At 71.2% G+C, this 13,592-nt stretch carries 6 protein-coding genes; 1 reads left to right on the top strand and 5 read right to left on the bottom strand.

The genetic code is table 11. The annotated features are described in order from the left end of the window. Positions 1 to 88 precede the first annotated feature (88 nt). Positions 89 to 412 carry a hypothetical protein gene (locus tag KIK09_RS57420; protein WP_250572522.1) on the top strand — a complete coding sequence of 108 codons (324 nt, stop codon included), beginning with the start codon at positions 89 to 91 and terminating at the stop codon, positions 410 to 412. Positions 413 to 451: 39 nt separating this feature from the next. On the opposite strand, the gene KIK09_RS05790 is transcribed toward KIK09_RS57420, so the two are convergent. Genes KIK09_RS05790 through KIK09_RS05770 form a run of 5 tightly spaced genes read right to left on the bottom strand, consistent with a single transcriptional unit; the run spans position 452 to position 13,452 of the window. Continuing rightward, positions 452 to 1,924, bottom strand: a complete 1,473-nt coding sequence (locus KIK09_RS05790) for a hypothetical protein (RefSeq protein WP_214317557.1) — start codon at positions 1,922 to 1,924, stop codon at positions 452 to 454. 8 nt (positions 1,925 to 1,932) lie between these two features. Then, a complete protein-coding gene (locus tag KIK09_RS05785; protein ID WP_214317556.1) occupies positions 1,933 to 5,547 on the bottom strand; it encodes a hypothetical protein in 3,615 nt (1,204 codons plus the stop codon). Next, positions 5,544 to 8,066, bottom strand: a complete 2,523-nt coding sequence (locus tag KIK09_RS05780; protein ID WP_214317555.1) for a hypothetical protein — start codon at positions 8,064 to 8,066, stop codon at positions 5,544 to 5,546. The genes KIK09_RS05785 and KIK09_RS05780 overlap by 4 nt, the downstream gene beginning before the upstream one ends. Then, positions 8,066 to 11,398 (bottom strand): DUF6603 domain-containing protein, encoded by a 3,333-nt coding sequence (locus KIK09_RS05775; RefSeq protein ID WP_214317554.1) that lies wholly within the window; start codon positions 11,396 to 11,398, stop codon positions 8,066 to 8,068. The genes KIK09_RS05780 and KIK09_RS05775 overlap by 1 nt, the downstream gene beginning before the upstream one ends. After that, positions 11,395 to 13,452 carry a metallophosphoesterase family protein gene (locus tag KIK09_RS05770; protein WP_214317553.1) on the bottom strand — a complete coding sequence of 686 codons (2,058 nt, stop codon included), beginning with the start codon at positions 13,450 to 13,452 and terminating at the stop codon, positions 11,395 to 11,397. Before KIK09_RS05770 ends, KIK09_RS05775 begins: the two co-directional genes overlap by 4 nt. Between the last annotated feature and the right edge of the window lie 140 nt (positions 13,453 to 13,592).

Below are 13,592 nucleotides of genomic sequence, written 5' to 3'. Positions count from 1 at the left end.
GTTCGTGGAACTCCTGGGCGAGGGTCTCGCGGCGGTAGCGCTGGCGTAGCATCCGGTCGAGGTCCCCGGCTCGGCGCTGTTCGCGGGCATGTACTTCGGCGGCCTACGCCCTGGCGAGGCGTCGGGCCTGCGCAAGAAGGACTGCTATCTCCCGGAGAAGGGATGGGGCCTGCTCACGCTGGAGAAGACCCGGCCGGAGAGCAACAAGCGCTATACCGGCACCCGGCCAGCTCATCCGCGGTCTGGCCGCTTGCGCGACCGGCTTGCGTCGCGAACGAGCCTGGTATGCCACCTGGTCTCGCGGAACGAGTCCCAGGTAAAGGTGGAAGGTCAGGCCTCGGGCACCAGAGTACCCGCCGAACTCGCGATGTTGCTGGAGTCAACACCCATCCGTATCCAGTTGGTCCAATGAACGCATGGTTGTTCCGCCCGGGCCCTGCCGTGGCCAAGGTCAGATTGGGCGGGACTGCTCCTCCAGGACGTCGAAGCGTAGTGCACTAACCGGGGGTGTCAGTAGCGGTATCCGCGACCGTTGTCGCCACAGGATCGGTTCTCCTGTGGTGCGGCGCCCCAGGACGTAGCGGCGGTCCAATCGCAGGCCGGTTGTGGGTATCGTGGCGGGCTCGATCTGGTGGGCCGGCCCGTTCGTAGGTGCGGCGGGGTCGGTGAGCAGCGGGCTGACCGGCTGGGGGAGCAGGCCGGGAGGGCGGAGTTCGAGGTCGGCCAGCCGAGCCTGGACGTAGCGGCGTCGTCCGTCGATCTCATGGATCTCGTAGGGATGCCAGTAGCGCGGGAGCCGAGTGCTCGGCCGGTAACCGTACTCGTTGCGTGCGTCCGCCCGCAGGGTGCCGGTGACCGGCTGATCCGGCGGGACTGGCGGAGGCGGTGGTGCCAGTTCACGCCCGTCGGCGCGCTGTTCGACCGCCCACAGCAGGTTCGCGTCCTCATCGACACCCACCACCACGTCGTCGAGCGAGGACCCGCGCAATGGCAGCGTCACCGTCGGCCACACGAGCAGCGATGACGGCGCCAGGCCGGTGACCGCGTACAGCGTCCAGTCGGCGGGCACGTTCAGCACGGACACCTGGTCGAAGGCGTCGCGCACTTCGACCGAGTGCAGCGTCACGACAGACCCGGCCGCGCAGTCGATGGGGAAGGTGAACCAGTCGTCGGCGTGCGAGATGACCAGGTCGGTGAGGAGCATGGTGGCGAAGTGGCTGCGGTCGGGAGGCACCCCGCCGATGTCGACGTGCGCGTCCTCGATCTGCCACCAGCGGGGATGTGGCGCGCCAGGGTAGGTCAGCCGCGACGGGATCACCGACGTCTGCCGCGGCGCGGGCGTGGTGATCGGCCCCGAGGTGTGAACCGAATACCAGTCCACATCGCCGCCGTCGTGGCGGGGGATCTCGAGAGCCGATCCTCCGGCGGTGAACGTCGCGGTGTGCACGAGTTCGGCGTAGTCCCACATGTCGGTGGCCTCGGCGGGTACCTCGGCGAACACGGACGCGGGGACCTCGGCCCTGGCCAGACGGAAGACGGCCCAGCCGTCGTAGGCATCCGCCAGCCCGTCATACGGCGGCGGGAGCACCCCGAACCGCAGGTCGGAGCGGCCTGCCAGGAAGGGTGCGGCGGCCGCGCCGAGCCGTAGCCTGCGTCCGGGAGTCCACCAGTCGCCCGGCCCGGCCTCGACGATGACCTCCGCGGGTGTGACGCCCGGGTCCTCCCCGTCGAGGGGGTCGATGGCCGTGTGGCTGGTCGTGTGCGTCACCATGACCGGCGACGCCGCGTCCTCACCCTGGTGCTCGCCCATGAGCCACTGCTGCCCGAGGAACCAGGCAGGGTCGGCCACCTCGGCGCGGAACCCCTCGTCGAGCGAGCCGTCAGGACGGATGGGCTCCAGTCGTCCATACAGGTCGAAGCGCATGCGAGCCCCTACGGTGTGAGTCGGACTGAAGACGGCAGCATCATCAGGGGCAGCCCTCCCGACAGTGGGTCGAGGTCGTCCGGCCCGGCGGCGCGGGCGTGCGCGAGCAGCCGGGTCTCCGCGACGATCCGGACCAGCGCGGCTGTGTCGAGGGGAGCGTTCAGATCGGGCGGTACGGCGATGAGCACGGCCTGCGGGGCCCGTGACCCGGGGGCGTCGTGGTAGACGGCCGCCGTCGTGGCGTGGTCCGTGGCGGGGATGACCTCGCTCCACGAGTCGATCAACCCGACCGCCCGCGGTCCCGCGCCGACCACTCCCGGCGGTCCGAAGGCGGCGACCAGCTTGGACGGACCTGCCAGTCCTGGGACGTCCGGCGCGGTCCGCTGCCACACGTCTCCCGGCCGTGACGTCCAGGCGCTGAACGGGGTACGGCCGGCGGCGCGCTCCAGCCACTGATGGGCTTCGAGGCGGGCAAGAGGTGCACGCACGGCGGCGACGACCTCCAGCCAGCCGGGCTCGATCTCCTGGGGATCGGCGGTGAGCGGCGGCAGGTCGAGGCGGGACAGCACCGGCATACGCCCTTCCGGCGAGACCAGTTCCGCGATGGCCCGGGCAAGTTCGGCCACCGACAGCGCAGAGCCGTCCGCCGGGGCGGCCGCCACCCGGGTGGCCAGCGCTCCCGCGGCCCGCTGCACCTGGGTGGCGAGGGTGGGGGAGTCGTCGGTCAGCGGGGTGATGCCCCACCGCACGGCGTGCCGCAGCGCGGTCTGCCGGGCGGCGTCGGAGGTTGCCGTCTGCAGTTCTGTTTGCAGTGAACCTGCCAGTGCCCGCACGCGGGTGTAGCGGTCGAGCAGGTCGGTGTGTACGGCTGCCGCGCTGTCGCTCCCGGAGGCCAGATCGACAGGTACGGCGGGCTGGCGGCCCAGCAGGTCGGCCATGCGCCGCACTCGTTCCCGCGCGGGTGGGTCGGTGCCGCCTCCCGCCAGGGACAGCAGGTCGGCGCCGGACAGCGCGATCGTGTCGACGGGGGACAGGCCGAGGCCGGTGAGCGTGACGGGACCGGCACTGGTCTGCCAGGTCCAGTCGGGCCCGTCGGGGTCGGCCGGCCCGGCCAGGAAGGCGGCGACGGCCGGGTCGGCGACCTCTCCCGGGCTGGACGTCGGACCCGGGTCGGGCGCGTCGGGCAGCACCGCGACCACTGATGTGGAAACCGCCCGCCCGCCCCGCGGTGTCCTGATCGCCTGCAGGGTCGGCGGGGTGGCGAGCCCGGCCGCGGCGTCCATCGCCGCGCCGGCCACCTCGCCACGTCCGGACACCACATGGAAGACGGCCTCGGCGACGAGCAGATCCCCGTAGGCGTCGAGGGCCTCACGCAGCGGCGCCAACCGAGCCGCCAGGACCGGGTCGAGCCCGTTGAGGTCGTGCAGGACGGCAAGGCCGTCGCAGACACGCCGGCCCGCGTGCTCGGTACGGATGGGGAAGTCCTTGCGCAGCTGCTCCACGACGGTTTGCGCGCCCGCCTCCCGCTCGACCAGCCGCCCGATGACCTCCGAAAGGTGGGCGCCGAGGGCGACCTCCGCCCCGATCGACGCGGCCAGCCGTACCCGATCTGAGGTCAGATCCATGTGCCAGCGGTCCGCCTCGGGGTCCGAGCGTGCCCGGTCGCGCAGAATGGCCGCGGTGACCGCCTGCGCGTATGAGGGGGCGTGCAGGACCTCGCCGGGCTGGTGCGGACCGGGGCGCGGCCGGTCGACCCAGCCGTAAACGCCCAGCACCCGCTGCGCGCCGGCAAGGGAGTCGAGCCGTCGCCAGGCGAGCCCGGTGATCCACGGGTCCACCCGGTGCGAGGCGGTGTCCAGCGTCGCCCGCAGGGCCCGTTCCAGTACGGGAATCTCGAAGCCGGCCAGCGCCTTGATGCCTTCCCGTACTCCCAGGAAGACCTCGCTGGCCGGATCGCCGCCGAGCATGCCGTTCTGGAACTGCAGAGCCCACCGGACCAGCTCGGATTGCTGCGTGTCAGGCGCGGACAGCGGCTCCAGGCGGATCGAGGCACCGCCGAGCGCTGCTCGAGCCACTTCGGCGGCGCTGACCAGCAGCGCGTGGATGAGCAGCCGCACCAGCAGGCTGTCCGGTATGGCGCCGAACAGCTCGCGCACGTTCCGCTCGTCGGCCAGGAGCCGGATCGGGGCCGCCAGCAGGCGTTCGATGATCTTGGGGAACCGCCAGCTCGCGGTCAGGTTGGTCGGCATGACCAGGGCGAGTTCCAGATCCTGGGGCCAGCCAAGCGTGCCGTAGGCGCGTACCGGCCTCGCGCCGAGCGCCAGGTACGGCTTGGCGGACGTGGTCCACAGCGCCATCAGCTCGGCGGACGTCGTGGGCGAGCCGTACATGGCGAGCAGGGCGCGCAGCACCTCCAGCGGCAGGAAGTACCGCCAGGCGTATCCGGTCGAGCGTGGGGTGCGGGCGATCAGATCGAGCACCCGATCGGTGTCCGCCCCGAATGCCGTTCCCTTCGCTTCGGCCGAGGCTGCGAGGTCGTTCCTGAGCCGGGCGAGCACGGGGGCGAGCCCGGCTTCGACGGGCGGGTCCCCTGGCGCGGGCACCCACGCGTTGAGAGAGGTCACCGGCAGCAGCCCATATGGCTGGTCGCCGATCCGGATCGAGGGCAACGGTCCCTCGGGGAAGACGTAGCTGCCTACCCACGGTCCGATGGGCATGGCCACTCCGCCGAGCCCGGCGATGTCCTTGATCGCGTGGCCCGCTGTTGCGGGGTAGAGGGCACGGACCAGGGCAAGGCCGATCTCGCTCGGGACGTCCGGGCTTCCCGGCAGCGGCCCGAGCCGGTCGAAAGCGCCGGTGAGGGCGGTGCTGACCCGCTGTCCGGCGGGTCCGCTCGGGTCCTCGCCTGTCGCGATGCGCCGCCAGGTGTCCGGATCGCGGGCCAGATCCGCGGCCGGTTGCCCGTCGACGCTGTTGGTCGCCGTGCCCATCGCCAGTGTGCCGAGGTTGCCCGCGGCCCGGTGGGCGGCGAACAGGTCGCCGGGGTCACCGCCGTCCAGCCCGACGACGTACAGGACGTCGATGTCGTCGGCCGTGGGACCGAGGTCCACGATGGTGCCGAGGCCGGCGAGGAGGGCCTCCCGCCAGGAGTTCCACCAGCGTTCCTCTCCCGGCCGCGGGACCTCGAGTGACAGCCGCGTCGGATCGACGGCCGTCCTCGCCGCGAGTGTGGGCGGGTGCCCGCCCCGGGCCAGCCACACCTCGAGCCGGGCGGGCAGGCCTCTGAGCACGCTGAACCTGGGGCCTTCCCGGTACGTGGCGGGCGCGTTCACGTCGATCGTGCCGTCGGGTCTGGTCATCGGGGGAAAGGTCTGCACGAGATAGGCCGCCCGGGCGGCTCCGTGCACCCCGGCGAACCGGTCCCAGTGCTCGGCGAGCATGGTGCCGCCGGTGGCCCGCCACAGCTCCCGTACGGAGTCGACCTCCTGGACCGTGGCGAGCGGATCATGCCGGTCCAGGCTGGCCGCATCGGGGACGATCCGCAGCCACAGCTGCCATCCGCCCGGTACGGGGAAGAAACGGGTCTCCAGCCGCAGCGGCAGCAGAACACCGACAACCGTCACGGGGCGCCTCCCGGGATCAGGGACGAACCGCGGATCATCACCCGGAACGGGTCGGCGAACGCCGCCGCCGCGAAGCCGCCCCCGTCCGTCGCCCCCGTGAAGCTCGACCTGCGGGCGGCGTCCCACTCCGGCTGGACCACGTTGAAGAAGCGGAAGCCCGGCGGCGGCTCCTCGAGCACGACCCAGTGCCGTTTCCCGGCGGCCGGATCCAGGGCGAAGCCGAAGAACACGATCTCCGGGGTGACCGCGCCCTGGAAGATGGGCCACAGCCGGTTGGCGAAGTCTGGTTCTGCCTCCCAGTCGGGCTGACCGCCGCTCATGGCGGCAGGGGCCAGGTAGACGATCGTCGCCGGATAACGGCGGAACAACGGCGTGCGAAACACGACCACGAGGTCGGTGCCGCGCGCCTTCACCGGTTGCAGTAGCGGATCGTCGAGTGGCCCGTTCGCGGGCCAGTTCGCGATCCCCTGGATGTCGTCGACGTAGCTGTCGGCCGCAGGGTCGGCCCGCGACCAGAACTGCCGCAGCGGCGTGCACCCGCTCATCACGGGAATGTTGCGGAACCGCAGCTCGCCCAGAGTCTGGGTATTGAGCCCCAGCAGGAAGGCGGCCACGAACGCCGGATTGGTCGCCATCCCGGTCACCGCGTGCTCGTCCAGCGTCCCCGCGCCGGGCAGCAGCCAGTCGGGCGCGTGATCACGCAGCATCTTCCAGGCAGGGATGTCCAGGTCGGGACAGAGCTCCGGCGGAGTCAGCGGCTGATCGTCCAGGCCGTCGATGGTGCCGAGCACCCGGTCCACCACGAACGGCCTGCCTGTCGGGTCGATCGCCGCCCCTACCGCGGTGGCCAACCCTTGCAGGTCGACGGGAGCGCAGGGCCGCTCGGGCGGCCGCGTGCCACCGACGGCCTTACCGAGATCGGCGAGCTCGCGGCTGTCTCCTGCGCTGTCCAACCGGTCGAGCAGCGATCGCAGCTCTTCAGCGGAGTGCCGTCGGCCGGACACCGGGTCGAGGATTTCGACCAGCACCAGGGCGGGCGCACCGTCCCGGCCGAGTCGTTCGATCGCCGCCGAGACCTGGCGGTCGAAGCGCGTGACAAGGTCCTGGTTGTAGGGGCGGCGGTCGAACTGGCGGAAGAGGTCCTTGAACCGATCGGCGCTGACGTCTGCCGGGCGGAGCTTGATGTACGGCAGGCCGTGGGGGTTGAGCGGCGGGGGAGGAGGACAGGTGTTGGCCTTGGCCAGGTATTTCGCCGGGTCGTGGCCGCGAAGCGCGCGCCGTGTTGCGGTTGCGAAGATCGCCGGCGGCAGCGGCCGCCCTGGCGCGGTCACCCGATCACGGACGCTGCCGGTCGCCGTCATCATCCCGCGCAGTGCCGGTCCGAATATCGCCAGCCGCCGGATCGGGTCTTGCGGCAGCCGCCGGTTCCACAGCGACCGGGCCGCCTCCAGCCCGGCGGTGAGGTCGCGGATGCGCTGTGCGGCCGCCCGCAGCGCTCCCGCCTGCGTGGCGGCCGCGTCGGCCAGCTTGTCCTGCTCCTCGATCCCCATCCGTAGGCCGAGTCCGGCGACACCGCGGTGTCGCGGGTCGGTGTGGAACTGGCCGGCCCACGTCGACGGGGTGGTGACCCACGCGGAGCCGTACGCGGGGACGGAGATGACCGGGCGGCGCGGGTCGACCGGAGCGGTGGTCAGCAGGGCGACGTCGTCGGCGATCGGCTGCGGCACGGCCGCATCGGCGCTGCCCACGGGCGCGAGCGCGCCGCGCACCGCCATCGGCTGCGCACCGGGTAGCGGCTGGTACGTCAGCGGCGCCCGGCCCAGGTCTGGTGGGGCGACCGGGTGGAGCTTCCTGGCCAGCGATGGGAAGTCGCCGCCGTCACCGGTGTGGAACGTCCACGCATGGTGCACGGGAAGCGTCACGGACGCCGTCGTCGGCCCCCACGACGGCTGCCCGTCGGGTGTGAACGCCGGGACCACGACCGCGGTGTAGGACGTCAGCGCCTCCAGCGGCCGTGCCGACAGCAGCCGCGCCACCGGCGGATGCCCGTCAGCGTCCTCCTGCACGTGCGCCCACCGGGCCGACGGGCCCAGCGGATGCGATGTGAGCACCACCCCCGACAACGTGACCTGGCCGCCGGGCTGGATGGCCACCTCGCCGGCGGTGCCGACGACCAGCGCCAGCCACGGCCGCAGCACCTCTCCCACCGCCCGCTGCGGCGTGTAGCGCCAGGGCAGGTCGTCGGCGGCCAGCTCCACCTGCACGCACTTGGTCGTCTCGGCGTCGGCCGCGCCCGGCGCGGGCGCCTCATGCCAGGCGAACCCGTTGCGCACCTCCGGTACGTCGCCCGGCCCCATGATGTCGAAGCGGACGGTCTCGGTGACCTGGTCGCCCGCCTGCTCGGTGTTGCGGATGGTCAGCTCGGCCGATCCGGTGAGCCGGCCGCCGGTCAGCGTGTCGCCGGCGACCCGCGCGTACACGCCGGACCGCCGCCAGCCGAGGAACCTCAGGTCGGCCATCAGATCCCTCCGATATCCACGACGTCGCCGGTGGCCGTCGCGGTGCCGCCGTACACCTTCGCCCGCTGGTGCGCGTCGGCCGCGCTACGCCTGGCGGCCTGCACGGTCCCTGTCGCGTCGCGTACCTCGAAGGTCTCGTCGCGGACCGAGACGGCGGCCGCCTTCGTCCGGACGTCCGAGGGGGCCTGCCGTTCACGTGTCCCCGCGAGCACCACTTTGGGGAAGGCGAAGATCGCCCCGGCGAAGGTGTCCGGCTTGGGCAGCCGCATCTCGACGATCGTGCGTTGGTGTGCGACCCCTGCCGCCGACTGCTGGGCGAAGCCGAGGACGATCCCGGCGTCCAGGTTCTCGAACGCGGACCGGTTCAGCGCATCCGACTGCGTGAGCGTGCAGAACGAGCCGGGCGCGAACCGGTCGCGTACGGTGCCCTGCGCCTGCGGGCATTCCAGCACCAGCGACTGCCGAGCGGCCAGGGGACGGCCCTCGAAGCGCTCGATGAGCAGGTCGAACGGCACCCGCTTCTGGGTCCACTCCAGCGTGCCGAGCGGTGAGACGACCGGGCGGGCCGGTGCGCCGCGCACCTTCTGGACCGCGTGCGGATCGTCGCCACCACGCGCGGCCAGGTTGTCCGGCTGGGTCAGCTCCTGCCGCAGCGCCTGCGAGACGCTGCCCACCGGCGGGGGCGGTGGGTCGCCGGAATCGCCGATCGTGAACGAGTCGCTCCAGCAGATGTCGAAAAACAGCAGCTCGAAGCAGAAGCTGCCGGATACGGTCACCGGCCCGGGTCCGGTGATCCGCCCGCTGATCACCACGCCGGCCAGCGTGATCGCGTTCCATCGGATCCGGAACCCGGCGGAGATCTCCACGTCGAAGTAGAACGGCGTGAACTGGATCAGCGCGTCGAGGGCGACGAACCCGATCGCGTTCAGCGGTCCCGCCTTGATCCCGACCTCCAGCTTGCCGCCCACCTGGAAGGTGTTGGTGGTCACCGCCAGGTAGGCCTCGAAGCGGAGGAACAGCGAGTTCGACGGCTGCTTCAAGGTCAGCGCCACCCGCGTCAGCTCCGGGAAGATGGCCGGTTCCGGCTTGTAGCGCGGGTGGAACCCACCGAGGGTCAGCATCACGTACGCGGGGTCGCCGTAGGAGGAGCGGAAGGCGGCGTCGCCGGTCACGACGAAGACGCCCAGCGCCTTCGAGTTGATCAGGGTCGCGTCGAACTCGATGGTCCGGTGCACGAAGTCGAGGATCCCGACCAGATCGAGCCGTAGATGCAACAGCTCGGCCGCGCCGGGAATCTCGGCTCGCACCGAGCCCAAGATGATGATCTTCGAGGGGCCCGGGAACTCGAAGAAGATCCCGAGATCGAAGCGGACGAGCTTGTTGCCCGCGATGTTCAGCCAGGAGATCTGGACCGTCGGCCCGAAGACGTACGTCCCTGCATGCGGAGGGAACAGCGCGCCCAGATCGCCGAGGATCGCCGGCGCGTTGCGGATCGGGTCCTCGGCGAACAGCACGTTGCCCGCCGCGCCGGAGGTGAGCCGCTCGCGCAGCGCGTCGGTGTCGGCCCGCCTGTTGATGCCGACCAGGCCGCCGAACCCGGAGATCTCGAAGCCGAAGCCGAGCTGGATGCCAGGGGAGAAGCGGATGCCGAGCACCATGATGAACGAGGTGCGCCGCGGCGTTCCCGTGGTCAGTTCGTGGATGCCGAACGCGGTGATCTCGAAAGCGCCGATCTTGACGTAGACCAGCCCCGCGTACATGTCGTTCGGCCCACCGGTGAAGTCGAGGAAACCGCCGCCGGTGAACGGGCCGGCCGCGATCTGCAGACCGACTCCCGTCGGTGGGAGCAGACCCAGATAGTGCTTGCCCTCGCCGGGTTCGTTCCAGTAGCCGACCCAGCCGCCCGCGCCGTCGACGACCACCGTGACCGGGCCGATCCGCAGGGATACATGGAAGCGGGCCTCCAGGCGGATGTCGAAGTCGTCGGCCGTCGCCCGCAGCGGCACGGTCAGCCGGATGCTGTGCAGGGTCAGGTCGAAGGCGCGTTTGGCCGGATCCCGATCGCCCAGCACCGTCTTGTCCAGCTGGATCAGGACGTCGAATCCCGCCCCCAGATTCAGCCGGAACCCGGTGCCCTCGGCGTAGGCGGCCTCGAGATCGAGCTCTGCCCGAAGGCCCTCACCGAAGGTGTTGTCGGTCGCGCCGAACGTCCGGAACCACCGGTTGGTCAGCACCGCCGACAGCTCCTTGACGAACACGCCGATCTCGAAGATCGGGTGCGCCTCCCGCAGCCTCAGGTACGCGCCCAGGTCCTTGATGACGAACCGCGTGTCGTACGGCGGGCCGAACGCGATGTCGGGGGCCCCGCCTGGCAGCTCCCGACCGATCGACACCTCGACAGGATCCGTGGGACCCTCCGGCCGGTGCGTGGTGGAGAACGGCCGGAACGCCCCATGCCAGGTCCCCTGGCCGGATTGGTTCCCGGCATCGTGGCCGAATCCAGCCGTGATCCCTGGCTCCACCCGCACGTACCAGCCCTTGCCCAGGTTGTACTGCCAGCGGTCCTGGTCGACCGCCAACGCCAGCCAGGCCTCGAAGTCGGTGCCGCGAGATCCGTCTCCACGAGCGCGGCGGCTGCCTCGGAAGGCCAGCGTCGCCGACAAGTCCGGCAGGATGCCGCCGACCCAGTCGTACGCGCTGGCCGGGTGGGGATTGGCCGAGGCTGGATCGCCGATCGGGACCGTGATCGACAGCCACGTCCGCGTGGTGGCCCGATAGTCACGCCACTGACCAGGAGCCGACGTGCCCGGCGGATCCGGAGCCAGGACGTGCAGGTCGCCTCGAGCCAAGGCGATGATCGTCTGCGGGAACATCACCAGCAGTCCGACGATCACCGCGGGCAGCGTGTCGCTGCCGCCGAGTGCGTCCCACAGTTGCTCGTTGACCAGCACCGTCGGATCGGTGAGCATCTGCCGTACTCGGTCGCGGTCGATCGTGTCCTTACCGATCACCCCGGTCACCATGAGGAACGCGGCCAGCCGCGGCAGCCGTTCCTGCAGCACGCGCACGACAAGCGCGTCACGGCTCACGCCCGCCGCGGAGGCCAGGTCGTCCAGGCCCTGCCACCACGCGTTCACCGCGCTGACCCAAGCCCCGGGATCCCCTGCGGAACCCGTCTGAGCCGCCCGGGCCGCCAGGTCCGCCAGCCGGGAACGGACCTGCGCCGGATCGGGCGGCGTCCAGGCCGCCAGCGTCTTGGTGCGCCCCGCCAGGGCCGACTCCACCGCCTCGACCACGAGATCGGTGAGGTCCGTGAACAGCGAATCCGTCATGCGAGCCTCACCATCACCTCGGTGACCTGCTGGGCGGTGCCTGTTTCGCCGGCCGCGCCGTACAGCCGCTGGTGGACGGTGAGCGGGCCGCCGGTGAACCAGACGAGCGCGACCTGCGGAAGCCCGCTGAACATGTGCCCGATGCGGTGCAGGTCGCCGGCGCGGAGCGCGTGGAGCATCTGCACCGACTTGGCGGGGTCCCAGCCCGTCCACGGCGCCGGAGCCGCAAGCATGTCGGTCAGCAGCGGTCCTGAGTCCGGCATGCGCTCGTCGTCCACCGGGGTGATGGTGTAACGGAAGTCCGCGGGACCGAGCCCGTACGCCGTGGCTACCTGCGCGGCCAGCACGGCCGGGCTCTCCTGACCCGCGCGCAGCACCCGTCCGACCGCGATGTCCGCCACATCGTCGTACGGCAGGCTCGTCCCTGCCGCAGGCGGCGCGGCCAGCGAGGCCCGCTGCGCCGGGGTGAGATCGCGGAACCCGGAGAACGACCTCGCCCGCTCCAGGCCCACCTTCATGGCGAAGTCCCCGGCCAGATGCAGCGCCAGTGTCATCGAGTCGGCGTTCTTGGCCCCGCTGCAGGTGAGCCCCGCTCCCGCCCGGGCGGCGTCGTAGTCGAAGCCGGCCGCGGCGCCGTAGTGCACGTCACCCGACAAGGCCACCACCGGACCGAGCGCGGCCAGCCGGGCCAGGAAGTCCGCGTAGTTCGCGGTGACCCCCGGCCACGACTCGTAGTCGGCGAACACCGCGCCGCCGGGGAACAGGTTCGCCGCTGGCTGGATGACGTGCTCGACCACATGCGTGCCGAACGCGGGGGAGGGCGCGACCACGATCGTCGGTCCCGGCGTCCCACTTGGGAGCATGGCGGCCAGCGCCGTGTGCGAGATCCGCGCGGCGGGTCCCCTGTCATCGGGGAACTCCCGCATGGTGCGCTCGTCGAGCAACGTCAGCCGTATCGGCAGACCCTCGGCCGGGCCCAGCGTCATGTCGTACCGGATCGACGTGGGCGAGGGATCGCGTAACGCGCTCGGCGGCGCTGCGGGCGGCCCGACCGGGACGCCCAGCCTGGCCAGGTCCGGCTGGAGATCGGCCAGCACCTGCGCTTCCGGCGTCCCCGCCGCGGCGAACCGGTCAGGCACGTTGCCCCAGTGCTGGCACAGGTTGTAGGCGAGCAGCGCATTGGCGACAAGGCGACGACCGCGCGGGTCGGCGTAGACCTTGGCAGCCCACCGGAAGTTCAGGTTCCAGTCGTCGGTCACCTCGTGGTCGTCCAGGACCATCAGCGTGGGCACGTTCGCCAGCGTCCGGCGTACGGCGGGCAGTCCCTGCCGGAACGTCGTCACCTTGCTCGATAGAACGTTCCAATCGGCTTCGGTCATGCCCAACGCAGGATCCAGATCCACCGCCGGATCGACGGCGGACCACGGCGGCAGCGCTGCAGGCCACAGCACATCCGACCACGCCAGCAGATGGACGGCCAGGTATTCGCCGAAGGCCCACAGATGGTCTGACGCGTCCGACGACGTGAGCCCGAACGCCTCACCCGGCGCCTGCCGCCCGCCGATCTTCGGCAGCGGCCCGAACACCGCACTCTCGTCCCGCCCGACCAGATCGGCCGCGATCCGCCGGATGCGCGGCGCCAGCACCGCGGGCACGTCGTCGGCGTAGATCTGGTCTCCGGTGAGCAGCAGCAGGTTCGGCCGAGGCGACGCGGCGATCAGATCCGGTGCGAGTGTCAAACCGTCCCGGGCGTTCCCATGGAACTTGCGGCACGACGTGTGCAGCACCGCCAGATCTGTCAGCGCCGTGGGAAGCCCTGGGAAGGAGGGCAGCGGTGCGCCGATGCCGAAATCAGCCCAGTTCGGTGTGGCCGTCCAGCCTGGTGACGACAGCGAGTAGGGGAAGATCGATCCGGCGGTGAAGTCACCCATCGAGGTGAGCACCGCCAGCCAGAGATGAACGCCCACCTGAACCGGCGTCACGGTCACATCCGGCTGCCCCTGCACGTGCAGCGTGACATCGTCCGGGCGCGACAGGGCCACCCACACCGACACTTGCGTGCGAGTCAGCCGTCGCACAATAGGCCCGGCCAGTACGGCCGGAAGCGAGCCAAGGTCGAGCGGAACCGCATCCAGGCCCATACCGATCGATGGTCAACGGTGACCCCCGCGCTGTCAACGCCGGAGCGATTGCG

The organism is Nonomuraea sediminis (genome assembly GCF_018531495.1).
Classification (GTDB): Bacteria; Actinomycetota; Actinomycetes; order Streptosporangiales; family Streptosporangiaceae; genus Nonomuraea; species Nonomuraea sediminis.
This window is presented reverse-complemented; position numbering and strand designations above follow the sequence as displayed.